This is a genomic window from Rhodococcus sp. IEGM 1241 (assembly GCF_033142365.1).
GTDB lineage: Bacteria > Actinomycetota > Actinomycetes > Mycobacteriales > Mycobacteriaceae > Rhodococcus_F > Rhodococcus_F erythropolis.
Genome location: NZ_JAWLSE010000003.1, coordinates 649,673 through 675,773, shown reverse-complemented (window position 1 = coordinate 675,773; position 26,101 = coordinate 649,673). Strand labels below are relative to the sequence as shown.

The window sequence follows — 26,101 nt, the reverse complement described above, 5'->3', positions numbered from 1 at the left end:
TGGCCACTGCTTATGTGAGCCTAATTGTTGACACCAAGCAGGTTCCTGGACAGGTTCGGGCGGCACTCGGTGCGGCTGAGCAAGGCGCGGACGCTACCGGCAAGAACATCGGTTCAAAGATGTCGTCGGGCATCGCCACGGCGCTAAAGGCCGGCGCTATCGGGTCAGGGCTCGCCGTTGGCGGTCTGATGGCCACCGCCCTGGTGAAGGGTATGGGTCGTCTCACGGCGATCGATACCGCTGAGGGCAAGCTCCGCGGACTTGGACACACTGCAGAGTCCACAGCCCAGGTCATGGAGTCGGCTCTTGCCTCGGTGAAGGGCACTGCGTTCGGTCTGGGTGATGCGGCCACGATCGCTGCTTCGGCGGTTGCTGCGGGTATCGCTCCGGGCGAGCAATTGACGAACTACCTCAAGCTCACTGCAGATGCGGCGACGATCGCGGGCACATCTCTCGAAGAGATGGGTTCCATCATCAACGGGACCACCACGAGCGGCGTGGTCTTCACCGACACACTGAATCAGCTCTCGGACCGTGGTGTTCCGATCTTCACGTGGCTCCAGGACGAATACAAAGTCACCGGCGCTGAACTGTCCAAGATGGTTTCGGATGGTGAGGTCGATTCCGCGACTTTCCGAAAGGTCATCTCTGACAACATCGGCGGGGCTGCTCTCGAATCGGGTAACACCGTCAAGGGTGCCTTCGAGAATATGAAGGCTTCGATCGGCCGTCTCGGTGCTGAGGCGATCGGTCCCGGCTTTGAGCGTCTGCCAGCCGCCATGGCAGGTATCACTGCAGCATTCGATGAGACCGCTAAGCATGTCGGCCCTCTGGCACAGGCTGTCGACGAACTGATTTTCGGGAAGCTGTTGCCCGAAAACTTCGATATCGGTGGGGCGATCGCTGGTGTCACGTCCAAGGGTCTGGATTTCGCGACCGCGGCAGTCACCTCGTTTGGAACGTGGGTTGACACTGCCGGGCCGGGGATCGCTTCGAAGATCAGCGGCATCTTCTCCGCGGCACTTGATTCGGATCTCGTTCAGACATCTGGATACCGGCTCACCGAGGTCTTCAACACTCTCCTCGGGACTGTGCAGAAGGTCGGACCCTCTCTCGCGGGGATCGCTACGTCGCTGGTGAATGCTTCTGGCGCTCTGGGTGTTTCTTCGTGGGGTGTGTTCTTGTCAGCTCTCGAAGTGACTGCGAATATCGCTGATGCGGTGTTGGTTCCGGCGTTCGCTGCTTTGTCGGGGCTGATGTCGGCGAATCAGGGCATCGTGACGGCTCTGGTTGGCGCGTACGCGGGCTTCAAGCTGATTTCGATGGTGGCGGCTACCCAGGGGATGCAACGCCTCCAGGGGGCGAGCACAAGTGCTTTCGGTGCATTCCGAAATGGTGCCCGCGGAATCGCTGACACGCAGCGGATGTTCGCGGCAACTGGCACTCAGATCAGTCGTCTGGGCGCTTCGGTCGCCTACCTGTCCACAGGCACCGGGTCTGTGGCTCGTATGGCGTCGTCTTTCCGCAACGCACAGAGCAGTGTCTCTCGCTTCGGTTCTGCGCTAGGTACTGCTGCGGCAGCCGGCACGGGCATGCGGATCGCTGCCGGCGGCTTGATGAACGCAATGGGCGGACCTTTCGGTATCGCAATGGCTGCAGGTATCGGAGCCTTGGTCCTGTTCGGGCAGAACAGCCAGAAGGCAGCGGCACATCAGCGTGAGTTGAAGGAAGCCGCAGAAGGTCTCGGCAAGGCCCTCTACGCATCCAACGGCGAACTGAACGCGACCACCCAGCGTGCTGCGGCGACTGCTCTGGAGACGAGCAAGCTCGCAGGCACAGGGCGCTCGCTGGTCGAGTTCCTCGAAGCGGTGGGTGTGTCCGGCGGTGTCGCATCGAAGGGTCTGGCGGGATCCCGACTAGAGATGCAAGAGACCTTGAAGGTTCTCGAAGAGCAGGCTCGCATCGAAGCTGAAGTGAACAAAGAGCGGGTCGGTAAGGGCTCGGAGGGGTTCGCATCCTCGGCTCTGGGTTCGCTGTTCAATATCGGCGGGTCGAAGGACAAAGCCAATGAAGCTGCAAATGCGTTGGCGGACTTCAAAAAGCTTGACGAGGAAGCACGCAAGGTTCAGGAGTCTCAGACTCGTTTGAGCTTCGCCGCGGGCTTCATCGACGCTTCAGGTACATCGACCGCTCTGGGCACGATGACCGAGACGATGAAGCAGTTCCAAGATTCGACTGGTGGTGCTGCGGCGAAAATCGACATTCTCAATGGTGGTTTGGCGACACTCCGCGGGGACTCGATGTCAGTCGAAGCCTCCCAAAAAGCGGTCAACGATGCTTTGAGGTCGTTTGGTTCTGCTGCGGCTGAGGCCGGTGCGGGTGTTGTCGATGCGGGCGGCAAGATCAACACCACGACTGAGGCTGGTTCTCGGTTGTGGGATGCGATGGCTCAGGTTCAGTCGGCGTTCGATAATGCTGGTTCTGCGGCGTTCACGTCTGCGATGCAGCAGACGAATTCGGTTGAGCAGGCTGCGGCTGCGGCTGAGGCTGCTGGTCAGCGTGTGCGTGACGACTTCATTAACCAGCAGATTCAGTCGGGCAGAACGCGCGAATACGCTGAGGCTCTGGCGAACACGTATCGTCTGTTCCCCGCTGATCTGAAGACGAATGTGTCGGTTGTCGGCATCCCGAAGGCCGGGGCCGAGTTGGATGCGTTCACGAAGCAGCAACGTCAGATTGCCATCGACGTGGAACTTCGCCGGATCAACAGTGTCGACGCGAGCTTGCCGGCTTGGTCTGCCGAGCGTGCTCGGGCTATCTGGGGGATCGAAGGCAACCATCTCGGTGGGCGTTTGCCGCAGTATGCGACTGGTGGGAAGCTGCCGACCACAGGGCCGGGAACCGGCATGGTTGACGGATTCCTCGGAGTCGGCGCAGACGGTGTTCCACGAGCCCGACTCGACAAGGGCGAATGGGTCATCAATGGCCGATCCTCCGACAAGTACGACCGGGAACTGGCGGCAATCAACGCCGGCACATTCCCGAAACTCCCCGGATACGCAGAGGGAGGACGGAACGGCATCGCGAATGCTCTGGCTGCGGGTGCTTCGGTTGATGGGAACAAGTACGCGTGGGGCGGAACGGGGCCGACCAATTTCGACTGCTCCGGATTTGTTGGTTGGTTGCAACAAATCGTGATGGGTGTGACCGGATCCGTAAAGCGGTTGTACACGACCTACAGCCTCCTCGGCTCTAGCGGTGTCGCTGGTCTTCAGCCTGGTCTCGGTCCCGCAGGTACGCAGTTCCAGGTTGGTGTTTCCGAAGAGCATATGGCGGCGACAGTTGGTGGTCACTCTGCTGAATCTGGTGGTGCGCATGGCACTTCGGGTCTTGACAACGGTCGCGCAAATGCGCAGTCGAGCCAGTTCCCGTTCAAGTGGCATCTGCCGAACTCGATGATCGCCGGCTGGAACGAAGCACAAGGAACCAGCATCGGCGCAACCAGTGAGGTGACGTGGACAGACAAGCAGGAACTTGACCTGCAGTCCGCGGACATTGCTGTTCAGCAGGCGAAGGAAGCCCGCGACAAGGTTTACGCCGACGAGAAAAAGTCGCAGGCTGATCGGGATCAAGCTGATGTGAAGGTGCGTCAGGCCGAGCAGAAAGTCGTCGATCTTCAAGCGAAGAAGGATGAGGCCGGAACAGGAAAGAAGGGACCGTCACCACAGGCGCCCGAACTTTCGAAGGCCTACACCGACGCGGAGATTGAACGCCTCGAAGCTCAGATGCAGGTCGATGATGCGGATGAGCGTCGTAATGATGTGTACGCGGACGCCGAAGCATCACCGAATGATCGTTTGCGGGCCGACATCGCACTGCAAGAAGCGAAGGATGGACTCGCCGAGGTCCTGAAGGGCAAGCAGGAAACAGGAAGCAAGGACTACTCGCTGAATGGGATCCTGAAGTCGTTCGGCCACAACGCCGTGGACGCACTCTTCACAGGCCTTGAGGGTCAGGACTACTTCGGGATCGGGGAGTCCCGTTGGTTGTCGACGGACTTCGCCGAGTTGATGGGTAAGCCTGCGATTCCTGCACCGACGCCTGCAACATTCACTCAGGCTGAGATTGATGCGCAGACGGGCGGTATGTCTGCTGCTGAGATTCTTGAGCGTTGGGGTGTGAAGGCGCCGAAAGTTTTTGATGATGGTGGTTGGTTGATGCCTGGTGAGATGGGTATCAATTTGTCTCAGCGTCCTGAGCCGATTTTCAATTCGCCGGGTCAGTTGCAGGCGTTTGCGGGTTCCACTTTGGCGCCTGCGAAACCGACATCGGTCTCGAATGATCACAGCGTGAATTTCAATGCGCCGATCAGTACGGCGAACTTCGAGGAGTTCGCCCGCTGGATGCGGCTCGAACAGCAGAAGAAGGTCCATGGATTCACAGGTTCGTGGTGAGTCCAGTCATAAGGCTAGGAGCGATACCTACAGGAACGTCTGAGTGCGGTCCTGCAGGTTTGCCTGAACCTGCGAGTTAGGCGAGGAGCCGCCCACTGGCCCCGGCTGGTGGGCGGCTCCTCGCCCGCGAAATAAACCGTGACAGTATGAGGCAGGTAGTGGAACATGGACACCAGACGAAGGAGGTGCGCATTGGCAAAAGACGAAGTTCTCGTAAAACTACAGGGGAAGCACGGCGAAATCGATCCCCTGGCGGTCGCCGATGCCATCACCGCTCTCGACAAGATCATGCGAAACATCGACGGCGAGGGTGAGCCTGAACTGACATTGTCAGAACTCAAGATCGGCAGCGCGCAGTACGGAGTTAAGACAGACTTTCATCGAGTTGAGCGGCTCAGCACGGGAATACAGTCGCTGACTTATTCGCCGATCATGCCGGATGGCTGGAACTTGGCCAGCATGGCTGGCCTTGTCGAACTTGAGAAAGTCAATCAGCGACGCGGCGTTAAAGCCATCGTGGTTGACATCGATGGCGCGGTCTGTGCCATCGACGAGGTCATTGCAGACAACGCAAGTCTCGGACTTCGGGATGTCTCAGTTTCCTTAGGATCCGTTCGGGGACAGCTATTCCGCTATGCAAATGACGTTTCCAGGAGGAGCGCAGGTTTGCGGGATCGGAATACAGGTAAGGCCGTTGACCTTAAATTCCCAGAGAGACTTGCTCAGGACGTAAAGGCAAATCTTGACCAGCAGGTGACTGCATGGGGTGAGGTGTATCGGTCTCAAGACGGCACTATTGCCAAGATCAAGCTTGAAGGTATTGAGGCTGTCCCTGGGTCTCAGGAACAACTGACGCTGGACGAAGTTGCGGGTATTTTGGGTCGCGATTGGACGGGTGGCTTAAATCCCGTGGATTGGGTGAGGCATCAGCGTGATTAAAGACCTGCCTCGTGTCGTAGTCGATACGTGCGTTCTGCTGGACTTCCTGGTCGGCGCGGACCTCCAAGACCAGAAACGTGCACGATCAATTCTGGAAGGTCACAACAACAAGCACATTGTGGTCCTTCCCGCGATCGTGGTTGCCGAACTAACTGGGTCCGGGCCGATCCGGGGAAGCGAGGGCGGCAAGTCTGCACGCCAGGATCGGATCGATCGTGCCATGGGATGGCTTAGTAACAGCCGATTTATGGTTGCGGATCTGTCTGCGGATCTAGCTCACCATGCAGCGACGCTGGCGTACACCTATGACCTCAAAGGTGCGGACGCATCAGTCTTGGCTACGGCAGTTCGATGGTCTGAAACTCTCTACACCAGGGACAATGGGCTGTTAAAGGTCAGTTATCCCGGAATCGCGATCATCGAACCACCGGAATCTGATGACGATCTCGCTTTGCTGACGTCGACTGGTGCCGTCCCGGAATATTGAGTCTCCAGGTCCTTACGAAGTTCAGCAGAAACCCACCCGCCAGAGAGCGGGTGGGTTTCTGCGTTTCCGGCGTGGCTGTCTAATTGTCTAACGTCCAAGTGCAGCCTAGAGATTGGACGATTTGGCCTTCATAGAGTTCCATGTATCCGGGCCCGAAAATCGAGGCACCGCCCTCAGCCTCCTCCAATGTTGCGCCCTTACGGGGCAGGAAGGTGTACGCGCACATGCCTACACTGCTGCTCGGACCATTCGTCGAGTAGTTTCCTGCCGAAACATCAGTGCCCACAACAAACGTGCCGCTCGCAAAGGTTGTTCGCGGCCCTGCCGGAACGGGCGCCGCACTCGTTGTAGTAGCGGCAGCACGTGTGCTGCTGGGAGTAGTTCGGGGCGCGCGGGGTGTTTCCGGGAAGATATTGAAATCAGTTTGTGCGCGTGTCAGCGTCGGAACTTGGTCGTCGCAGAGGATTGGAATCATCGTTTTGATGCGTCCGATTCGGTGTGCGGTTGTGCTGTCGAGTCCTGGCGGGCGCGTGATTTTCTCAACTAGAAGTGGGACTGGGTCGCCGCCAGATGCGGCGGTGGTGCGCAGGGTTTCACATAGCGCAATGTCATCTTGGTAGTCGCCGGCAGCTAGTTGAATCTTTGCTGAGGTCATTTTCGCGTTGTATTGCTCTTCGAGAGTGAGCGCTGGCGCTGCTGTTGCCTGACCCTCAGCGTTGCTGGAGCATCCGCCCAGGATGAATGCAGCCGAACTGATTGCCACTACTGCGGCGAATGTCCTGTTCATGCGAGTATTACTACCAGGTTGCTCAGACAGTGGATACCAGTCGGTCCGAAAAATTTCATAGACATAGGAGCCACTTCTCAAGCTCTGAGTTTTCGATCAGCCAGCGACCTTTAAACTTGCGTTGGATTCCTTTCAGCTCGCCGCTCTGCAAAGCCATGTAAATCATGTTTGGGTGGCATTTGGCGATGGCCGCAGCCTCGTTCGGTGTGTGAAGTTCGAGCATTGTGACTCTCCGTTGACGGCAATGGACGACAGCACGTTATCGGCCGTGTGCACTACGATCAACGTCTCCCAACTTTAGGCGTGTCGACTCCCAACTTCGCTGTCATTCTTGGGTTTTCGCACAACTTCTTGCACAAGTTTGACAACGAATGCGCCCCACCTGGCTATGTGTCAGGTGGGGCGCTTTTTGTCGTTTCTGGGTCTATTCGGACTTCGATAGCGACTCGGTGAACCATTCGTGAAGAGCCGCGAGAGTTTCGGGGGTGGCATCCGGGTTGCGTAGGGCGTGAAACGCTGTGCACGAAGCGGCGTCGTCAGCGATGTTCGTTCTGCGGGCGCGGTTGGCGAAGAGCCTGGGGTGCACTGGTTTCGCGTTGGCCCACGGTTCTAGCTTCTTGGCTGGTTCTGCGACGGGCGACGCACAAGCGGATTCTCGTGCAGTCTGAGCCTTTCGGTACTCAACAGTTGCTTCGTGATCAGGCTGCAAAACCATCAGCGTCTCCAATGCTTTCGTCAGTGACTTCAGAAGTTCGAGACCCGTAGTCAGATCCACCTCGAGTTCACGGCCATGACTCTGCTCAACCAGAACGTCATAGGAGGGGACTTCCCCTGGGGTGATCGTGGTGTGTGTCGTTACGCGCATCGCGTAGGCAGATTCGGCGGCGATGTCATGCTTGGTGTGGGTGATTTGGTAGGTGCCGTCGATGTCGACATCGAGTCCGTAGGCGGGTGTTGAGTTCATGGGGTACTCCAAGTGTGATGCAGCGCTACTTGGCGCTGAGAATGCTTCTGGGGCATGTGTATTGGTGACCGCAGAGGGAGCCGAGGGAGTAGCAGCGCAGGGCTGACCCCTGACGCAATAGGTCAGAGGACTGCCACAAGGGCCGCGTCGGTCACGTCGGTCGATTGCTTGGTATGTCCACAGTCCGGGAATTACTCGGGCTGTCAGGGCCGGGATGTTCACCACAGGGCTACAGCTGCCACGCTGTCCTCGTCCGGGCCTGCCTTCAACGAGTGCCTGTGTGTGATCGGAATGGGTGCTACTACCCATCTGACGGGTGACTTCAACGGTGGCTAGCCGTCACACCCGATATGACTCTTGGGCGCAGGAGGTAAATCGAAATCCGAGCGGGGGGAGTGGTGATCTACGGGTGCCGGAATGGTCCGTGCATCACCGTTGCCCCGTTCAGATCAGGCGCACCATCCCAGCGCTATGAGCGCTTTAAGGAAGCCGTATGTGGCGGCGTAGGCGGTAGTGAGGATCAGCATTACGGCGGCGATTTCACGCACGTTCTCGCTGGTCGAAAGTTTGTCGGTAGCTCTTGCTACATTTTTTGTACGGTTCATCGGAGTCTCATTCCGTTTGGGCCGAGGCCCTGGCTGAGTGTTGACGCACTCGCTGGGGCCGTCTTTTTTGTGTGGATCCTTACAGTGGATAACCCTGACATCGGTTGGCCTGGAGGAGGCGCCGCACGTAGCTGCGATCATCACCAACCTTGCCGAGGAATTGGCGATGGTCGATCGTATGAAGGACGCGCTCGCCGGCGAAATGAATCGTCGACAGGAACTGCTGCGTGCGGCAGGAAACTTCGCAAACGTGTCTGACTACGAGAAGGCGAGGCTGGCCGGCGCTGCACTCGATCCGTTGCCTGCACTCTTCGTCGTTGTCGACGAGTTTTCCGAACTGCTCAGTCAACAGCCGGAATTTGCCGAATTGTTCGTGGCCATCGGGCGATTGGGCAGGTCACTTCACATTCACCTGCTGCTGGCCAGTCAGCGGCTCGACGAAGGAAAGCTTCGGGGTCTCGACAGCCATCTTTCGTATCGCGTCGGTTTGAAAACGTTCTCGGCGAACGAGTCTCGTTCCGTTCTCGGCGTTCCCGATGCTTATCACCTGCCGGGCACACCCGGTGCGGGATACCTGAAGTCCGATTCTGCTGAGATCGTTCGCTTCCAAGGTGCATACGTGTCAGGCCCGTACGAGGGTGAGCGGATAGTGCCCACTCGATTCTCGGTAGATTCCCCCGTCGAACTCGCGCCGCTGCCGTTTACCGCGACGCCCGTGGTCGGGCCAGAGGCTGTTGTCGTTCCCGTCGAGCCCGATGTCATCGACATGGGTGAAGTCGGTGACGATGCACGTACTCTCATGGGAGTCCTCGTCGACCGAATGCGCTCTCACGGCCCACGCGCGCACGAGGTGTGGCTACCGCCGCTCGAGGCATCCCCGACGCTTGACCAGTTGTTGCCGCGGTGGGCGGCCGGTGATCAACCTCGCGGAAATCTGAGCGCACCCTTCGGCGTAGTCGACAGGCCGTTCGATCAGCGCCGCGATCTTCTCGTCGCCGATCTGAACGGATCAACGGGCAACCTCGCGATCGTCGGCGGCCCGCAGTCGGGAAAGTCGACGGCCTTGCGCACGTTGATCTTGTCTCTGAGCATGACGCACACGCCGGAACAGATTCAGTTCTACTGCCTCGACTTCGGCGGTGGAACGCTCCTCGGATTGAAAGATCTGCCGCACGTCGGATCGGTGGCAAACCGCTTGGATTCCGACCGCGTCCGCCGCACGGTCGCCGAGGTACTCGGTGTGGTCGCGAAACGGGAGCGGCTGTTTCGTGACCTCGGCATCGACTCCATGGCCGATTTCCGAGGATTGCGAACAGCTGATCCCGCCGGGGAAGGTGTGGCGGCGGGACTCCGAGATGACCCGTACGGTGACGTCTTCCTCGTCGTCGATGGTTGGCCCAGCGTTCGTTCGGATTTCGAATCACTCGAGCCTCAGATCAACATGCTCGCCGGTCAAGGTTTGTCCTTCGGTGTGCACGTGATCGTCACGACGTCGAGGTGGGCCGAGATCCGGCCGGCACTCAAGGATCAACTGGGTACTCGCATCGAACTTCGATTGGGTGATCCGGGAGATTCGGATGCGGGTCGCCAGAAAGCCAGCCTGGTGCCGGAAGGTCGACCGGGTCGTGGCATCACGCGCGACGGGCTTCACCTTCTCACCGGACTACCTCGAATCGGCGGTTCGCCAGGTAGTGAGAATTCCGGTGGGTCTGTGGCGTCGACGGTCGAACATATTGCAGCCATGTCGAATTCGCGCCCGGCGCCCACCGTGCGGATGCTTCCGGATTCGTACTCGCGGGCAGAACTTCTCGAAGCTGTCGGGACCCGGTGGCCATCACCGAGTGCGGCCGACGGTCGGTGCCTCACCGTGCCGATCGGGCTCGGTGAGACCGACCTCTCCCCGGTGTACATGGACTTCCGGGAACACCCGCACCTCTTGATATTCGGCGACACCGCGTGTGGCAAGACATCTCTTTTGCGCGGAATAGCGGAAGGGATCATCGCGTCGAACACACCGGCGCAGGCCAAGTTGATTATCGGTGACTATCGGCATTCCCTGCTGGGAGTGGTCGAAGGGAATCACCTCGGCGGTTACTCGGCGTCGTCGACGACCTTCGGTGAGTTGATGGTCGACTTGGCTCGGATCGTCGCCGCCAGAATGCCGAACGCCGAAACAACACAGCAGCAATTGCGGGAAAGGTCGTGGTGGAGTGGACCGGAGATTTATGTACTGATCGACGACTACGACCTTGTGGCCACACCGAGTGGTAATCCGGTGGCGCCGTTGCTCGAGTACATTCCGCATTCCAAGGACATCGGTTTGCACCTGGTGATTGCCCGCCGTTCCGGTGGCGCGGCCAGAGCACTCTACGAGCCGGTCATTGCGAGAATTCGCGACATGGCACCGGCCGGATTGATCATGAGCGGAAGTCGCGACGAGGGAAATCTCGTCGGCACCGTCCGCGCGTCGGCATTGCCGGAAGGTCGTGGGGTCTACGTTTCTCGGTCGCAAACCCAACTTGTCCAAGTTCCGTGGATGCCACCGCTGTGACCGTTCCGTCCTTGGTGTCGGTCTCGCTACATTGGGGTGCATCCAATATCTGGGTCGTCTCGGGTCAACGCGAATTCTGTTGCAGTGCAGACCTCAGACGCGAACCGGCGTCGGGTCCCGGTACGACCGGTGAAAATGCGATCGATTACGTCGACGACGATTATGTCGACGTAGATGGTCGGATTGTCCCCACCGTCCTGGAGCTGGCCAGGCTGATCTCCAGTGCGATGGACGGGTGCGGAATCGTCGATGCAGACATCCTCTATCTCAGTCATCCCTCGGACTGGGGTGCCCCACGCAGGCGGCGATTGCTCGATGCCGCACGGCGAGTGGCGCACGACGTCGTCCTCGTTCCGACGTCGGTCGCGGCGGCGAGGTCGGCTCGTACAGCCTGGCGATCACGGTGTGTCGTCCTCGAACTGCGTGGCGGAATGGTGGTCGCTTCTGTTGTCGTTGAGGTCGACGGTGAACTCCGAATCGACGGGGCACAAAGCTCGGCGATCGCAGACGTTGCGGGGTTGTTTTCCGGAATCGGGGACTTGTCGGTTCGGGACGCTGTGGTGTTGGTCGGGCCGCGCTCCCATGCCGTTGCGGCTTCGCTCGAACGTGGGTCGACGAATGTCCACGGCCATGCGAGCATTCGAATTCTGGACGAGAGTCGGGTGGCGTCGTCTCTGGTGGATCCTCGGACGCTCGTTCGCCAGACAACTGCGCGGGACAGTTCCGGTCGAATCGTCGACAATTCAGCTTTTGGCGCCGGGTGGGTAGGCGATCCGGATGGCGCGATGTCGATTCCTTCCGTGGACTCGACTGCCACCTCGCCCCGTCGAGTCGGCGGGTGGCACGGAGGCCGTCGACGGTTCGCGGCGGCGCTTGCGGTGCTCGCCGTCGTCGCTGCTGTCGCGGCAACGGTCGTGGTGTCGACTCGCGACCGAGGCGATTCTCGGTTGGCGGACTCGGTCGCAGCTGCGGCGGAAGACAAAGTCGAGATCGTGGAGGCGTCGAAAGAGCAGGAAAAGCCTGCGCCGAAGACTTCGATTCCGTCGATCGAGTCCGGTGTCACGCCGGAACTCACGCGTGTGGAGGTGGGGAGCGTTGCAGCAGAGCTGCCTTCCGATTGGAAGCTTCTGTCACGAGGGACCTCGAGCGGGCGCACCGATTTGATACCCAGTTCCGGCGCTGATCGCAAGATCGTGGTCATCGAGAAACGTCTTGCGGAAGGTGCTGGATTCGATTCCGTCGAAGCCGCTTTGCGTCAGCAGTTTTCGGCGTTCGAGGACCCATTGCGGTTCGGAGAGTTTTCTGTGATCGACGATGCCGCAGGAAAACAGGCAGTGGTGTACGTCGAGTTTCCGGACGATTTCTCCGAGGTGCGTTGGCGCGTGTACGTCGACAACGGTCGGCAAGTGAGTATCGGCTGCCAGTATCTGGTCGGTGAGTGGGACAGTCTCGAAGCGGACTGCCTGCGGATGTGGCAGTCACTCGAATTCACGCCCTGACCGGATCGGTCGGTTCTGCAAACATTCTTCGATCGGGCCGGAACCGTTGGCACGGAGGTCGCGTCAAAGTATGTGTAGCGCACATCAGGGAGTTCCGCTCGACCCCGGTGCACATCCGACGGACAAGCCGTCGTGGGTGGTCGCCGATACCGAACGGTACTCACCGAATCCAGGGGGACGACATGGGCTTTACCGCAACTACCGCTGAATTGATCGATTCGGCGGGGACCATCGACGGACATCTCGGTGACATCAGGGGACTGGTCAACGCTGTTCGGTCGGAGGCCGACGCTTCGCACAATTCGTGGAACGGTGCGGCGCAGGTCGAATACGCAGGAATCATGGAGCGATACAACAGCGCGGCCCTGAAGTTGGACACTGCTCTAACCGACATCTGCGAGCAGATCAAACAGGCTGCGGGAACCTTCGACTCGACCGAAGACGACAACGTCAGCTCGCTTCGCGGCGCGACGGTGAACATGTCCTGACCGTCAGCTCTTCGCCGTTCGATCAAGCAGTCCTCAGCCAGTAGTTCTCACAAAGTTCTCTCCAGTCACACCGAACCGGGAGCAGTTATGTCCGACAGGATCAAGTACGACTTCGGCGGCCTCGCAATGCTGTCCGATCAGATGAAACAGCAGGCCAAAGCGATCAACGACAAGCAGGGCGACATCAAGGTTGTCGTCGACAAGCTGCAAGCAGGCTGGGAAGGGGCAGGTTCCGAAGCCTGGAACGACGCACAGCGCCGCTGGGCCCAGGCGTCCGAAGAACTGAACATGGTTCTCGCGCAGATCGCCGGAGCGACGGCGAGCGGCTCGGAGAAGATGCAGGAAGCTGACCGGATCGCCGCAAACGGGTTCGGTCGCTGACAACATTCATGTCGTGACGACACCCCGACTGCCCCGGTACCGTCAGGTTGCCGGGGCAGTCGCATGTCGATCGCTTACCTGCTGGTTCCGGACGAGGGCATTGTCGGCGGAGATGGCTGCGCTTTGACCTGGCAGCGGGTAGACCGGTATCGTCTATCGGTGGCGTGCCGTAGGGCTCCGGCAGAAATGCGTGGAGACCGGCGGTTCTCGGGTCTCAACTGGCCGCCGAGGATCGTTTACGCGATACGCACATGGTCAGCAGTGGAATGAATTAAGACGAGGAAGATCTGTGTCTACGTACACCCCGAAGGCCGGAGATGTGACCCACTCGTGGCACGTCATCGACGCCACTGACGTGGTGCTCGGCCGTCTTGCCGTTCAGGCAGCGAACTTGCTGCGTGGCAAGCACAAGCCCACCTACGCGCCGCACATCGACGGTGGTGACTTCGTTGTCATCATCAACGCTGAGAAGGTTGCCATCAGCGGCAACAAGCTGCAGGGCAAGAACGTTTACCACCACTCCGGATTCCCGGGTGGCCTGAAGTCCCGCACTGTCGGTGAGGTCCTCGACAGGACTCCCGATCGTCTCGTCGAGAAGGCCATTGTCGGCATGCTCCCCAAGACGAAGCTCGGCCGCGCAATGAGCAGCAAGCTCAAGGTCTACGCGGGCCCGAATCACCCCCACACCGCGCAGCAGCCGGTGCCGTTCGAGATCAAGCAGGTCGCACAGTGACATCGCCGGAAGAGCAGAACGTGTCCGAAGAGAACATCGAAGCAGTGGAAGAGCTTGTCGCCGCTGACGCAGTCGAGGTCGTCGAAGAGGTTGCTGCAGCTACGCTCGCACCGATCGTCCTCGATCGCCCGGTCCAGACCGTCGGTCGCCGCAAGGAGGCTGTCGTTCGCGTCCGGATGACTCCCGGTACCGGTCAGTTCAAGCTCAACGGCCGTACGTTGGAGGATTACTTCCCCAACAAGGTTCACCAGCAGCTGATCAAGGCTCCGCTGGTGCTCGTCGAGCGTCCCGAGTCTTTCGACATCATTGCACTGCTGCACGGTGGCGGCCCGTCCGGTCAGGCAGGCGCACTGCGTCTGGCTATCGCGCGCGCACTCATCGAGGTAACCCCTGATGATCGTCCGGCCCTCAAGCGTGCAGGCTTCCTGACGCGTGACGCCCGCGCGGTCGAGCGTAAGAAGTACGGCCTGAAGAAGGCCCGTAAGGCATCGCAGTACTCCAAGCGCTGATGCTTTGCCGAGGTTGACCCGACGGGTCTGCTTCGGCACCTGTTCACCACAAGAGCGGGCGTCCATCGTTACCGGACGCTCGCTCTTGTGTTTCTCGGAGAAATTCCATTCTCGAGTTTCATTCTCGAGGTTCACAGGATTCAGGAGTCGTTCTATGGGTCGGTTGTTCGGTACTGACGGTGTTCGTGGACTTGCCAATTCGGATCTGACTGCAGATCTTGCATTGAGATTGGCGGTTGCCGCGGCGAGCGTACTGACAGCCGGCACTTCGGATGCCCGTCCGACCGCCGTGATCGGCCGCGATCCTCGCGCCAGCGGTGAGATGCTTCAAGCCGCGGTGACGGCCGGGTTGAGTTCCGCAGGCGTCGACGTGCTCGACGTGGGTATCCTTCCGACTCCGGCAGTTGCATACTTGACGGCAAAGCTCGACGCCAGTCTCGGTGTCATGATTTCTGCATCGCATAATCCCATGCCGGACAACGGAATCAAGATTTTCGCGGCCGGTGGGCACAAGTTGGATGACGCTGTCGAGGTGGCGATCGAGGATGCACTCGACGGCACTGCGCCGCCGGTCCTTCCGACAGGTGCCGGCATCGGCCGAGTCCGCGCGGTCGACGACGCCGCTCAGCTGTACCTTGCGCATCTGGCGAGCGCGGCGAGCGAGCCACTCGCTGGACTTACCGTTGTCGTCGACTGCGCCAACGGCGCTGCTTCCGCGCTCGCACCGGTTGCCTACGCAGCAGCGGGCGCTCGCGTCATCGCGATCAGCGCCGATCCCGACGGCCTCAACATCAACGACGGCTGCGGATCGACGCACCTGGAGAATCTTCAGAAAGCCGTAGTCGATCACGGGGCGGATCTAGGCCTCGCGCACGACGGCGACGCCGACCGCTGCTTGGCCGTCGACGAGACCGGCGCGGTGGTCGACGGTGACGCGATCATGGCTGTTCTGGCGATCGCGATGAACGAGGCCGGGGAGTTGGTCGAGAACACTCTCGTCGCGACTGTCATGAGCAATCTCGGTTTGCACATCGCGATGCGCGAGGCAGGCATCAACATCGTGACTGCTGCCGTAGGCGACCGCTACGTCTTGGAGGAATTGCGCGCGGGCGGGTACAGCCTCGGTGGCGAGCAGTCAGGTCATGTTGTGTTGCCGGCGTTCGGCACCACGGGCGACGGAATTCTCACCGGTCTCCGGCTGCTCGGACGCATGGCTCGTACGCGTAAGTCGGCATCGGCATTGGCTGCAACGATGACCACCCTCCCGCAAGTGCTGATCAACGTGAAGGTCGGGGACAAGGCGACAGTCGCAGCGTCGCCGTCGGTACTTGCAGCAGTCGCGGACGCCGAGCGCGTTCTCGGTGACGGTGGTCGAGTGCTCCTGCGCCCGTCCGGGACAGAGCAACTGGTCCGCGTCATGGTCGAGGCCACTGAACTTCCGCTCGCGCAGAAGCTGGCTGACGAGTTGGCCGAGATCGTCGGTTCGGTGTAGCCCCCTCATTACGCGTTCGCGTTTAGAGGGAACGCAATTGCGCCCCGCTGCGTCCAAGGAGTCAAAGGCCGCTCGACGTGCGAGTGGTTCCGTTGAAACTTGGGGGCGCTCGTGGATGTCGACCGCGCTGGAACAGATGAATTGGCACGTCATGCGGTGTCGGTGGCCCAGGGTCTGCGCGATTCTGCCGAGCCGATCAAGCGTTTGCGATGGGGCGGTGCCGCTTCGGGCCGTGACTACGCCGAGCACGGAGCCGCGTTGGCGTCGGCATTGGCGGTCCTGAATTCTCGCTTGACTGGCCGTGCGGATCTTCTCGATACGTTGGCGCGCCGGCTTTCCTCTTCGGCTGAGGCAATCACTGAGGCGGATCGCGAGGGTGCGCGGCGGGTGCGGGACTCCGGCGGGTCGGCCTCGTGATACCGAACAGCCTTACAGCCCAGGCAGTACCGAACGGCCCGTGTTCTTTCGAAGATATTCTTGCACTGCGTGATTCACATGCTCATCCCGACGAAATTCTGGAAGCGGGCGCTAGCGGACTGCAGTTCTTCGGCCGATTTCACGACCTGGCCACCCGGTTGGGTTTCGAAGAACGGATGCTTACCTCCTATGAGGATGCATATCGCGCAGAGGCGGGCATCGATATCGCGGCACTGACGCGAGACATGTCGGACATGGCTGCGGCGGTGGACGGTTCGGTCGCGGAGATCGCGATGCTGACGGTCCTGGCCGAGAATCTTCCCGCAGTGTGGAATGTTTCCGGCGTGGATGCGGTCGTCGATCAGGTCTTCGCCGCGCGGCGCGAAGCTCGGTCCGATGCGGATTCGGCGCCACTGTTGATCACGCTAGCCGACGAACTTGCGCGGACTGTTCGAACGGCCTTGGCAGACAAAGCTTTCAAGGTGGCCAGCCTCGACCGGGCGACCATCGGCGGTCTGGGTGCGGGGGAGATCGATCAGCTGGCTCACGTCGCTTCCAGCGGTCGTGGCGCGGCGCCATGGCTGGACACCGTTTTTCGCTCGGCGTATCTGGATGCCCGCGACGAATTCGACAGGGCGTGCGCGCAGTGTGCGAGCGCGGTAGGCGATGCTTTTGATGCCGCGACTCAGTGGGTGACAGACGCCTTCCCGTCGACCTTGCCGGTCGCCGAGTCGATCGAATCCGGTGCCGCGGCTGCGCCGATCTCTTTCTCGATCGGCGGCAACACATGGGGTTTCTCGATTGCGTCCGACGGTCGTGGGGTGAGTCTCGATGTCGCCGGTGCTGACGGGAACTCTGTGTCGGTCGCCGTGGAGTTGGACGAAAACGGTTGGCCGAGAATAGTTTTTGATGCCGATCGGGAGGCGGTCATGCAGGAGACATACCCGCAAGAAGCGTCCCAGCCCGCGACACTTCACCCCGAAATTCCCCAGCCCGATATTCCCCAGCCCGAAATACCGGTTGAAACCACCGCCGAAGTCTCGCCCGCGCCGGACCCGGAGCCGCCTGTCACAGTCCCGGACGAGTCGATCGCCGGCCCCGACGGAGAGACGGGCGCTGAGCTGGCCGGAGCTGGTCCGCTGTGAAGTCCGTTCACGCGCCCTTCGAAGAGATCCGTCGAACTCTCGATTCTCAACTCGAGGACTTCCGTGAGCGCAGAGCGCTCGAGGACTTCCGTGAGCGCAGAGCGGCAGTGGCGAGCGAGGAATCGCGCCAGGAGCCGCCGCCCGAATCGACATCTGCCGATAACGACACGGAAGGGTCGGTCAGATCCGGCCCGTATCTGCGATCCGCGTCAGAGCCGACGCCGACGCCGACGCCGACGCCGACGAAGCCGAGCCCGCAGGCGGAGGCGAGCACGGACTCCTACTTACGCAACAGCTGGCTGGCCCGCGCGTCGGAGTGAGGTTCAACCGGGAGCAACGGCGCCGTGTGTGGAATCTCGACATCAGGATCAGCAAAGTCCTGGTACTTCTTGTCGCCGGTCAGATGGAACAACAGGAAGCCCGTGAGCAGGCACCGTGTGGCGGACTGTGTCTTGCGCTCGGATCCACCGAGGCCCAGGGCTCCGAGGAGTCGGCGGCCTTCGATCAGTCCGGCGTCTTGGCCGTCGTTCACGGTGCGTGCGACGACGGGACCGCCCCACTCCACGCTCAGCGGGCGCGCATTGCTGGTCAAGGAATCGACGTCGTCTTGGCCGGCAAGGATCAATCCGGGCGCTGTGATCTTCGACGCGTAGTTCTCCGCCTTGGGTGCTGTCGGGGCCGGGAACAGCGCGGCTACCGCACCGACATCCCCGCGCTGCGCTGCGGCCAGTACCGCCGCGCCCGCGCCCATGCCGTGACCGGCAAAGGCGACTCGATCGGGGTGGACGCTGATCTGGCCGGGGCCGAGTCGCACGCCGACGCAGATGTCGAGCGTCGCTCGAAGATCTGCAGCCAAGCCGAGATGGGACGGGACCGGACCGCGTTCGCTGTCGGGCGCCGCTGCGACAATTCCCCAGGAAGCGAGGTGCTGGAGTGTCTGCTCGTACTTGTGGGACCCGACCATCCACCCGTGCGCGAACGCAACGGCGGGGAGATTGAAACCGGTTTCCGGCGTGTACACGACACCCGGCTGTCCGGCCAGGGCGAGGTTGCCGCGGAGAACTCGGTGCGGGCCGCGCTTGGACAGCTCACGGGTCAGTGTCTTCAGTTTCGGTGCCACGGTTGAAGACGTTATCCGATGAGCCGTCTCGTGTATGCGGAGCCGACGCTGCAACCGGCTGGGGGATGTCTGGGGAACCGCAAAATGCGCCCACCGCCGATGTCCAAGTACCCTGAGTCACCATGTGCGGAATCGTGGGATACGTCGGCCACCGCCCAGCTCTGGGCGTTGTGGTGGAGGCTTTACGGCGAATGGAGTATCGCGGGTACGACTCGTCGGGAATCGCGATTCTCGACGGAACCGGTGGGGTCGAGATCGAGCGTAAGGCCGGTAAGTTGGCCAACCTCGAGGCGGAGCTCGGCGAGTACGGCGCGGATCACTTTGTCGGTACGTCGGGTATGGGTCATACCCGGTGGGCGACGCATGGGCGACCGACCGACCGTAATGCGCATCCGCATCGTGATGCGTCGGGCAAGCTGGCTGTCGTTCACAACGGAATCATCGAGAATTTCGCCCCGCTGCGTGCGGAGCTCGAGGCTGCAGGCGTCGAGCTTCAGAGCGACACGGATTCCGAGGTGGCAGTTCACCTGGTAGCCCGGGCGTACTCCCACGGACCGACGGCAGGTGATTTCATCGAGAGTGCGCTGTCGGTGGTTCGTCGGTTGGAAGGTGCGTTCACGCTCGTCTTCACGCACGCCGACCACGCGGACACGATTGTCGCCGCCCGCCGCTCGACGCCGCTCGTCGTCGGTGTCGGTGAGGGCGAGATGTTCCTCGGCTCCGACGTCGCTGCGTTCATCGAGCACACACGCGATGCGGTTGAACTCGGACAGGATCAGGCAGTGGTGATCACTGCCGACAGCTATCGGATCTCCGACTTCGCGGGCAACGAGGCAGAGGGGCGCCCGTTCCGCATCGACTGGGATCTCGCGGCCGCCGAAAAGGGTGGTCACGACTACTTCATGCTCAAGGAGATCGAAGAGCAGCCGACCGCTGTCGCCGACACGCTCCTCGGCCACTTCGAGAACGGGAAGATCGTCCTCGACGAGCAGCGGTTGTCCGATCAGGAACTGCGCGACGTCGACAAGGTGTTTGTCGTCGCCTGCGGTAGTGCCTACCACTCCGGACTGTTGGCGAAGTACGCGATCGAGCATTGGACGCGTCTACCTGTCGAGGTCGAACTCGCCAGCGAATTCCGTTACCGCGACCCGGTTCTGGATCGCTCGACGCTTGTTGTCGCGATCTCCCAGTCGGGGGAGACGGCGGACACACTCGAAGCGGTCAAGCACGCCAAGGACCAGAAGGCACGCGTCCTGGCGATCTGCAACACCAACGGTGCACAGATCCCGCGCGAAGCCGACGCCGTTCTCTACACGCGGGCAGGACCGGAAATCGCGGTTGCGTCGACCAAGGCCTTCCTGGCGCAGGTGACCGCGAACTACCTCGTCGGTTTGGCTTTGGCGCAGGCTCGCGGCACCAAGTATCCGGACGAGGTTGCGCGCGAGTACGCCGACCTCGAAGCTATGCCCGCATTGGTCAGCAAGGTGCTCGAGACGGCAGAACCGGTGCGCGCGTTGGCACGCCAGTTCGCGCACGCGTCGACCGTGCTGTTCCTGGGGCGCCACGTCGGCTACCCGGTGGCGCTCGAGGGTGCGCTCAAGCTCAAGGAGCTTGCGTACATGCACGCCGAGGGCTTTGCCGCCGGTGAGCTCAAGCACGGCCCGATTGCGCTGATCGAGGAGGACCTTCCGGTCATCATCGTCATGCCGTCGCCGCAGGGTCGCGCTGTCCTGCACTCGAAGTTGGTGTCCAACATTCAGGAGATCAAGGCGCGCGGGGCAACGACTATCGTCATCGCGGAGGAAGGCGATACCGTCGCCGCGGCGCACGCGGATCACCTGATCGAGATTCCCGCGTCACCGACTCTGCTGCAGCCGTTGCTGTCCACGGTTCCGTTGCAGATCTTTGCGGCCGAGGTTGCCGCGGCACGCGGATACGACGTCGACAAGCCGCGTAACCTGGCGAAATCGGTTACGGTCGAATAGTTTTCGTAGGGAATTTCGGGCCCCGCAGTCGAAAGACTGTGGGGCCCGAGTGCGTTACGGCGTCTTGACGACGACGGTTCCGCGCATCTCGGGATGCGGTGTACAGGTGTAGTCGTAGGTCCCGGGTTCGGTGAACGTGTAGGTGTAAGTTCCCGATTTCTTGAGTGGGCTGCGGAGTTTGCCCTTGGCGTCTCCGAGGCCGTTGACGTCGTGGGCCATTCCGTTGTCGTCGAATACCCACGTGACGGTGTCGCCGACGTTCACGGTGATGGAAGCGGGGGAGTACGCCATCCCGGAGATGGTCACCACGGGTCCGCTCGCCGTCGTTTCGGCCGCAGATGGTGTGGAGTCGGTGCCGGAACTGCACCCGACCAGGCCGAGAGCGAGGACGAGTCCCGCGATTGCCGGGCGAAGACGTGATTTCATGGTTTCGAGGGTAGCGACGGCAACTGAAGGGTTCCGACATGCGTGGGTACTACACAGCCGATCAGGTGCGAGCAGCGGAGGCGCCGCTGCTCGACAAGCTGCCCGACGGAGTGCTGATGCGTCGAGCGGCGTACGGTCTCGCGCGAGTCGTCGCGGACGAATTACGTTCCCGTACAGGATCGGTCGCGCATCGGTCGGTGACGCTTCTGGTCGGTACCGGCGACAACGGCGGTGATGCCCTGTGGGCGGGTGCGTTGCTCCGCAAACGAGGTGTGAGTGTTCGGGCCGTGTTGCTCGATCCGGCGCGCGCTCATCGGTCGGGCCTCGACGCTCTCCTGAAGGCCGGTGGCCGAGTCGCTGCCGAAGTCGGGTCGCCGGATCTGGTGATCGACGGCATCGTCGGGATTTCCGGGCACGGCGGTCTGAGGCCTGACGCAGCCGAGCTCGTCGGCCAGGTGGAGGCACCGATCGTGGCGGTCGATCTTCCGAGCGGCGTCGACGCGAACACCGGCGCAGTGGACGGCCCGTCGGTGACCGCTGATGTGACGGTCACATTCGGTGCGCTCAAGCCGGTGCACGTACTCGCGGCTCCGCTGTGTGGTCGTGTCGAACTCGTGGATATCGGATTGAGCGTCGGCGAACCGGCGTTCGGTTCGCTCGATCCGGCCGAGGTCGGTGCGCTGTGGCCGGTGCCAGGCGCGGAGGACGACAAGTACTCGCAGGGTGTGGTGGGCATCGTTGCGGGAAGTGAGCAGTATCCCGGCGCGGGAGTGCTCTGCACCGGCGCCGCGGTGACCGCGACCTCCGGACTGGTTCGCTACGCCGGGCACGGCGCCGCCGAGGTGCTCGCCCGGTTCCCGGAGGTGATTGCGAGTGAGACGTTCCAAGCCGCCGGGCGGGTTCAGGCCTGGGTGGTCGGACCCGGTATGGGTACCGACGACGACGCCGCGCGGCTTCTGGCGTCGGTACTGGCTACCGATGTACCCGTTGTCGTCGATGCGGACGGACTTACCCTCCTCGCTCAACGTCCCGAACTTGTCGCAGCCCGGACCGCGCCGACTCTTCTGACGCCCCACGCCGGCGAGTTCGCACGATTCACACCACTCGGCGACGACAGAATCGCGGCCACGCGTGCTCTCGCCGAACGCCTCGGAGTCACGATTCTGCTGAAAGGCCGTACGACGGTGATCTCGGATCCCGGCGGTGAGGTCCTGGTCAACGACGCCGGCGGCTCCTGGGCGTCGACCGCAGGCTCGGGTGACATCCTCTCCGGTGTGATCGGCGCGTTGCTGGCGGCGGGTCTGAGCCCTCTCGAAGCCGGGGCCGTCGGGGCGCGGGCTCACGCGTTGGCTGCGAACATCGCCGCTGCCGGCGGTCAGAGCGATGTCGCCGGAGCACCGATTTCGGCTTCGCCGCTGCTGGGAGGTCTGCGCGAGTCGGTGCGTGTGCTTCGCGCTTTTGCCCTTGATTGAGGGTGTTCAAACCCGAACACGTGTCCGATTCTGCGCGGGTGGCAGGATTGTCGCCATGACGCTTGCCCAGGGAAGAGCACCGAAGGAGCCTGCGGAGGGGAAGGCGAGCCGACTCGACGACGCAGTAGGGCCGCAGACGGAGGCAGTCGTCGATCTGGACGCGATCGCGCACAACGTGCGTGTCCTGCGTGAATTTGCCGGTGATGCAGCGTTGATGGCGGTCATCAAGGCGGACGGATACAACCACGGCGCAGTTGCGGTTGCGCGGACGGCACTGTCGGCCGGAGCCCGGGAACTCGGCGTCACCACCATCGCGGAGGCACTGGTCCTTCGCGAGGCAGGCATCACCGCTCCCGTCCTGGCCTGGCTGCACGGCCTCGACGCCGATTTCTCCTCGGCGATCCGATCCGACGTCGAGATCGGCGTGTCCTCGCCGCGGCACCTGGCTGCTGTCGTCGACGCGGCACGGGTTCTGGGACAACAGGCGACCGTGACACTCAAGGTGGACACCGGTCTCAATCGCAACGGCGTCTCGAGAACCGAGTGGCCGCAGATGCTCGACGACCTCGCCACGGCCCGGGACGAGGGCACGATCAGGCTGCGCGGAGTGTTTTCCCATCTTGCGCACTCGGACGAACCGCATCACGACGTCATCGACATGCAGAAGCAGCGTTTGATCGAAGCGGTTGCCGACGTCCGCGCTCGCGGATTCGAACCCGAAGTTGTTCATCTTTCCAACTCCGCCGCTACAGTCACCCGTCCTGACCTGCAATTTGACATGGTTCGACCCGGAATCGCGATATATGGATTGTCTCCGGTGCCCGAACTCGGAGATTTCGGTTTACGACCGGCGATGACGCTGCGAGCGAAGGTGATTCTGGTGAAGAAGGTGGCCGCCGGAGAGGGCGTCTCCTACGGGCATCAGTGGGTCGCACCGCACGACACCACTCTTGCGCTGCTTCCCGTCGGCTACGCCGACGGTCTGACTCGTTCACTGAGCGGCAAGTTCGAAGTGCAGTTGGGCGGCAAGCGTCGCCAGGCCGTCGGGCGGATCTGCATGGACCAGGTGTTGGTGGACCTGGGGCCGGACGGCGACGGAGTTCGCGAAGGCGACACCGCGATCTTCTTCGGCAACGGCGATCACGGCGAACCCAACGCGCAGGCCTGGGCCGACGTACTCGACACCATTCACTACGAGGTCGTGACCGGAATACGTGGACGCACTGTGCGTACGTACACCGGGGGAGAGACGTCATGAAGACTGCAGGAAAGATGAGCATTCTCGGTGGCCTGCTCAGCGCTGTGGCGCTCGGCTCGATGGCCGGCGTGAATGCATTCAAGACCGCGACGCGTCCGGGCCGGGAAATCTACGCGGACGAGGACTTCGACCTCATGACGCGCGACCGCAAGAGCACGGTGCGCACCGAGGACGGCGTCGAGCTGGCAGTTCGCGAAGTGGGACCGGATGACGCTCCGCTGACAGTCGTTTTCGTGCACGGGTACTGCCTGAGTGCGCTGTCCTGGCATTTCCAGCGCCGCCAGCTCGAAGAGCGATGGGGCAACAAGGTTCGCATGGTGTTCTACGACCAGCGCGGACACGGAGATTCAGGTATGCCGCGTTCGAAGAGTTGCACGGTCTCGCAGCTTGGCCGCGACCTCGCGACTGTCGTCGAGGCCAAAGTGCCCAAGGGACCGATAGTTCTCGTCGGCCACTCGATGGGCGGCATGACGGTGCTCGCGCTCGCCGGTCAGCGACCCGAATGGTTCGAGGGCCGAGTCATCGGCGTCGGGCTGGTCGCGACGACGGCGGCAGGGCTGGCCGAGACCGGTCTGACCCGCAATCTGCAGAATCCGATCATCGACGGGTTCCGGTTGGCAGTGCGCACCTCGCCAGGAGTGGTTCAGCACGCCCGGGGCGCTGCGCGAGTACTGATCACGCCGATCCTGCGTGCAGCGTCGTACGGCACCGATGTCAGCCCACGACTGCATGAGCTGTCGGACGGCATGCTCGACCGGACCTCGGTCGTGACCATCGTCAATTTCTTGCGGACGTTGGAACTGCACGACGAGTCCGCGTCCCTCGAGGTGCTCGTGCACACACCGGCAGTCGTGATCTGCGGCGATCAAGACATGATGATTCCGTTCATCAGCTCCAAGCGTCTCGCTGCCGATCTCCCCGAGTCTGAACTCGTGAGAGTTCACGGGGCCGGCCATCTGGTGCAGCTCGAGTTCCCGGCGATCGTGACGGACGCAATCGACAAGCTGGTGCAGCGTGCACAGGTAGAAGAGCGGTCCGATGTCGTCTGAGAACGCCACGGGACTTCCCGAATCCGGACAGATCACGTTGGAAACGGCCGAGGACACCGAGGCTTTCGGCCGACGGTTGGCGGCGGGACTTGTTGCCGGCGACCTGGTGGTGCTGGACGGGCCACTCGGGGCGGGCAAGACCGCGTTGACGCGCGGAATCGGCGCCGGGCTCGGAGTGCAGGGCCGGGTGACGTCCCCGACGTTTGTCATCGCTCGTGAGCATCGTCCGGGCACCCGCCCCGGCGGCGGAGTTCCCGTCGGCATGATCCACGTCGACGCATACCGGCTGGGAGACAGCGGACCGCATGCGCTCGACGAACTCGATGCCCTCGACCTCGACACCGACCTCACCGATGCAGTGGTGGTGGTCGAATGGGGTGGTGACGTCGTGGAAAGGCTCGTCGAACGACACTTGCGCGTGCAGCTTCATCGGGAACCTGAATCGGATGTGCGGACTGCGAGTTGGTCCTGGACGTCGTGAAACGGCGTTTCGTGTCGCAGACGTCGTGAAACGGCGTTTTGTGTCGCAGACGTCGTGAAACGGCGTTTTGTGTCGCAGACGTCGTGAAACGGCGTTTGGTGTTACGGACGTCGTGACCCTCCCGGGCCGGAAGTAGTTCTTCACGTGCGGGTACCCTGAGAAATCGTGCTTGTTCTCGCAATTGACACCTCCACGCCGGCAGTCACTGCCGGAGTCGTCTCCCTGTCTGCTCCGTCACCGGACGCAGAGTCACCGGGCACCGAGTCGCCGGGCACAGTGGAGACGCTTGCCGTGCGTGTCACGGTCAATCCTCGTGCGCACGCCGAGGTCTTGACCCCTCACGTCCTCGAATGCCTCGCCGAGGCCGGGCTCACGCCGGCAGAGTTGAACGCCGTCGTCGTGGGTGTCGGGCCGGGGCCGTACACCGGACTGCGTGTCGGCATGGCGACAGGCGCTGCCTTCGGTGATGCACTCGGTGTTCCCGTGTACGGCGTGTGCAGCCTCGACGCCATCGCGGCTGCGGTACCGACCACACAGAGCCTGCTCGTCGTGACTGATGCGAGGCGTCGCGAGATCTACTGGGCGCGCTATGCCGGCGGAGTGCGCGTCGAAGGACCGGCTGTGAATTCCGCCGGCGACGTTGATCCTTCGCCTTCGACGCTGATTGCCGGATCAGCTTCGCACGTGGACTTCTTCGATCTGCCCGTCGACCCGGCGGAGACACCCTCACCGGCCGGCTTGGTCACAGTCGCTGCTCGCGAGATTCTGGCCGGATCGGTTCCGGCCCCGCTCGAGCCGCTGTACCTCCGACGCCCGGATGCGAAGACCCTCGCAGAACGTGGCAAGTGAGACCGAGCAG

General features: G+C 61.9%; 24 protein-coding genes and 1 pseudogene. 18 read left to right on the top strand and 7 right to left on the bottom strand.

The features are described 5' to 3' along the window. Positions 1-14: 14 nt before the first annotated feature. The 3 genes from R4P70_RS18150 to R4P70_RS18140 all read left to right on the top strand — a co-directional run bounded on the left by R4P70_RS18150 (position 15) and on the right by R4P70_RS18140 (position 5,880). A complete protein-coding gene (locus R4P70_RS18150) occupies positions 15-4,454 on the top strand; it encodes a tape measure protein (RefSeq protein ID WP_317831057.1) in 4,440 nt (1,479 codons plus the stop codon). A gap of 192 nt (positions 4,455-4,646) precedes the next feature. Beyond that, on the top strand, positions 4,647-5,393 hold the full coding sequence (locus R4P70_RS18145) for a hypothetical protein (RefSeq protein WP_317831056.1): 747 nt from the start codon (positions 4,647-4,649) through the stop codon (positions 5,391-5,393). Then, positions 5,386-5,880 (top strand): type II toxin-antitoxin system VapC family toxin, encoded by a 495-nt coding sequence (locus R4P70_RS18140; protein WP_317831055.1) that lies wholly within the window; start codon positions 5,386-5,388, stop codon positions 5,878-5,880. Before R4P70_RS18145 ends, R4P70_RS18140 begins: the two co-directional genes overlap by 8 nt. 79 nt (positions 5,881-5,959) lie before the next feature. Here R4P70_RS18140 and R4P70_RS18135 read toward each other — a convergent pair whose 3' ends face one another. The 4 genes from R4P70_RS18135 to R4P70_RS18125 all read right to left on the bottom strand — a co-directional run bounded on the left by R4P70_RS18135 (position 5,960) and on the right by R4P70_RS18125 (position 8,236). Continuing rightward, positions 5,960-6,667 (bottom strand): hypothetical protein, encoded by a 708-nt coding sequence (locus tag R4P70_RS18135; RefSeq protein WP_317831054.1) that lies wholly within the window; start codon positions 6,665-6,667, stop codon positions 5,960-5,962. Positions 6,668-6,722: 55 nt separating this feature from the next. Further along, positions 6,723-6,890, bottom strand: coding sequence for a helix-turn-helix domain-containing protein (locus tag R4P70_RS32730; protein WP_080726632.1), 168 nt, complete (start codon positions 6,888-6,890; stop codon positions 6,723-6,725). A 201-nt stretch (positions 6,891-7,091) separates the two neighbouring features. Next, the gene (locus R4P70_RS18130; protein WP_317831053.1) at positions 7,092-7,631 is read right to left on the bottom strand and encodes a hypothetical protein; all 540 of its coding nucleotides are present in this window, start codon (positions 7,629-7,631) and stop codon (positions 7,092-7,094) included. Positions 7,632-8,080: 449 nt separating this feature from the next. Next, positions 8,081-8,236: a hypothetical protein gene (locus R4P70_RS18125; RefSeq protein ID WP_317831052.1), complete on the bottom strand. Its 156-nt coding sequence runs from the start codon at positions 8,234-8,236 to the stop codon at positions 8,081-8,083. A gap of 97 nt (positions 8,237-8,333) precedes the next feature. Between R4P70_RS18125 and eccCb the strand changes: the two are divergent. From eccCb to R4P70_RS18080, 9 genes and pseudogenes are all read left to right on the top strand, one after another. Next, a pseudogene (eccCb, locus tag R4P70_RS18120) lies at positions 8,334-10,787 on the top strand (type VII secretion protein EccCb); the annotation flags it as partial. Then, entirely contained in the window at positions 10,784-12,286 is a 1,503-nt protein-coding gene (locus tag R4P70_RS18115; protein ID WP_070796259.1) for a type VII secretion-associated protein, read from the top strand. The pseudogene eccCb and the gene R4P70_RS18115, both read left to right, overlap by 4 nt. A gap of 182 nt (positions 12,287-12,468) precedes the next feature. Continuing rightward, on the top strand, positions 12,469-12,774 hold the full coding sequence (locus tag R4P70_RS18110) for a WXG100 family type VII secretion target (protein ID WP_003940986.1): 306 nt from the start codon (positions 12,469-12,471) through the stop codon (positions 12,772-12,774). A gap of 87 nt (positions 12,775-12,861) precedes the next feature. Next, a complete protein-coding gene (locus R4P70_RS18105; protein WP_003940975.1) occupies positions 12,862-13,155 on the top strand; it encodes a WXG100 family type VII secretion target in 294 nt (97 codons plus the stop codon). A gap of 289 nt (positions 13,156-13,444) precedes the next feature. Then, positions 13,445-13,888 carry a 50S ribosomal protein L13 gene (gene rplM, locus R4P70_RS18100; protein WP_019747566.1) on the top strand — a complete coding sequence of 148 codons (444 nt, stop codon included), beginning with the start codon at positions 13,445-13,447 and terminating at the stop codon, positions 13,886-13,888. Continuing rightward, entirely contained in the window at positions 13,885-14,397 is a 513-nt protein-coding gene (rpsI, locus tag R4P70_RS18095; protein ID WP_019747567.1) for a 30S ribosomal protein S9, read from the top strand. The genes rplM and rpsI overlap by 4 nt, the downstream gene beginning before the upstream one ends. A gap of 154 nt (positions 14,398-14,551) precedes the next feature. Further along, the gene (gene glmM, locus R4P70_RS18090) at positions 14,552-15,889 is read left to right on the top strand and encodes a phosphoglucosamine mutase (RefSeq protein ID WP_070796113.1); all 1,338 of its coding nucleotides are present in this window, start codon (positions 14,552-14,554) and stop codon (positions 15,887-15,889) included. A gap of 111 nt (positions 15,890-16,000) precedes the next feature. Then, positions 16,001-16,306, top strand: coding sequence for a hypothetical protein (locus R4P70_RS18085; protein WP_019747569.1), 306 nt, complete (start codon positions 16,001-16,003; stop codon positions 16,304-16,306). A 176-nt stretch (positions 16,307-16,482) separates the two neighbouring features. Then, complete coding sequence (locus tag R4P70_RS18080; protein WP_279163697.1) at positions 16,483-17,451, top strand: hypothetical protein; 969 nt, start codon at positions 16,483-16,485, stop codon at positions 17,449-17,451. Positions 17,452-17,497: 46 nt separating this feature from the next. Here R4P70_RS18080 and R4P70_RS18075 read toward each other — a convergent pair whose 3' ends face one another. Continuing rightward, positions 17,498-17,725: a hypothetical protein gene (locus R4P70_RS18075; protein ID WP_283569498.1), complete on the bottom strand. Its 228-nt coding sequence runs from the start codon at positions 17,723-17,725 to the stop codon at positions 17,498-17,500. A gap of 6 nt (positions 17,726-17,731) precedes the next feature. Next, on the bottom strand, positions 17,732-18,571 hold the full coding sequence (locus R4P70_RS18070) for a chlorophyllase/cutinase-like alpha/beta fold protein (protein WP_020969056.1): 840 nt from the start codon (positions 18,569-18,571) through the stop codon (positions 17,732-17,734). Positions 18,572-18,693: 122 nt separating this feature from the next. Between R4P70_RS18070 and glmS the strand changes: the two genes are divergently transcribed. Continuing rightward, complete coding sequence (glmS, locus tag R4P70_RS18065; RefSeq protein ID WP_020906923.1) at positions 18,694-20,556, top strand: glutamine--fructose-6-phosphate transaminase (isomerizing); 1,863 nt, start codon at positions 18,694-18,696, stop codon at positions 20,554-20,556. A 54-nt stretch (positions 20,557-20,610) separates the two neighbouring features. Here the strand turns inward: glmS and R4P70_RS18060 are convergent, their stop codons facing one another. Beyond that, positions 20,611-20,982: a plastocyanin/azurin family copper-binding protein gene (locus R4P70_RS18060; RefSeq protein ID WP_133728668.1), complete on the bottom strand. Its 372-nt coding sequence runs from the start codon at positions 20,980-20,982 to the stop codon at positions 20,611-20,613. A gap of 38 nt (positions 20,983-21,020) precedes the next feature. On the opposite strand from R4P70_RS18060, the gene R4P70_RS18055 reads away from it, so the two are divergent. From R4P70_RS18055 to tsaB, 5 genes are all read left to right on the top strand, one after another. After that, on the top strand, positions 21,021-22,454 hold the full coding sequence (locus R4P70_RS18055; RefSeq protein ID WP_283569497.1) for an NAD(P)H-hydrate dehydratase: 1,434 nt from the start codon (positions 21,021-21,023) through the stop codon (positions 22,452-22,454). 55 nt (positions 22,455-22,509) lie between these two features. Continuing rightward, entirely contained in the window at positions 22,510-23,712 is a 1,203-nt protein-coding gene (alr, locus tag R4P70_RS18050) for an alanine racemase (protein ID WP_283569496.1), read from the top strand. Further along, complete coding sequence (locus tag R4P70_RS18045) at positions 23,709-24,761, top strand: alpha/beta fold hydrolase (RefSeq protein ID WP_283569495.1); 1,053 nt, start codon at positions 23,709-23,711, stop codon at positions 24,759-24,761. The genes alr and R4P70_RS18045 overlap by 4 nt, the downstream gene beginning before the upstream one ends. Beyond that, positions 24,751-25,242: a tRNA (adenosine(37)-N6)-threonylcarbamoyltransferase complex ATPase subunit type 1 TsaE gene (gene tsaE, locus R4P70_RS18040; protein WP_283569494.1), complete on the top strand. Its 492-nt coding sequence runs from the start codon at positions 24,751-24,753 to the stop codon at positions 25,240-25,242. The genes R4P70_RS18045 and tsaE overlap by 11 nt, the downstream gene beginning before the upstream one ends. 165 nt (positions 25,243-25,407) lie before the next feature. Beyond that, on the top strand, positions 25,408-26,091 hold the full coding sequence (gene tsaB, locus R4P70_RS18035; RefSeq protein WP_097387601.1) for a tRNA (adenosine(37)-N6)-threonylcarbamoyltransferase complex dimerization subunit type 1 TsaB: 684 nt from the start codon (positions 25,408-25,410) through the stop codon (positions 26,089-26,091). Positions 26,092-26,101: the final 10 nt, after the last annotated feature.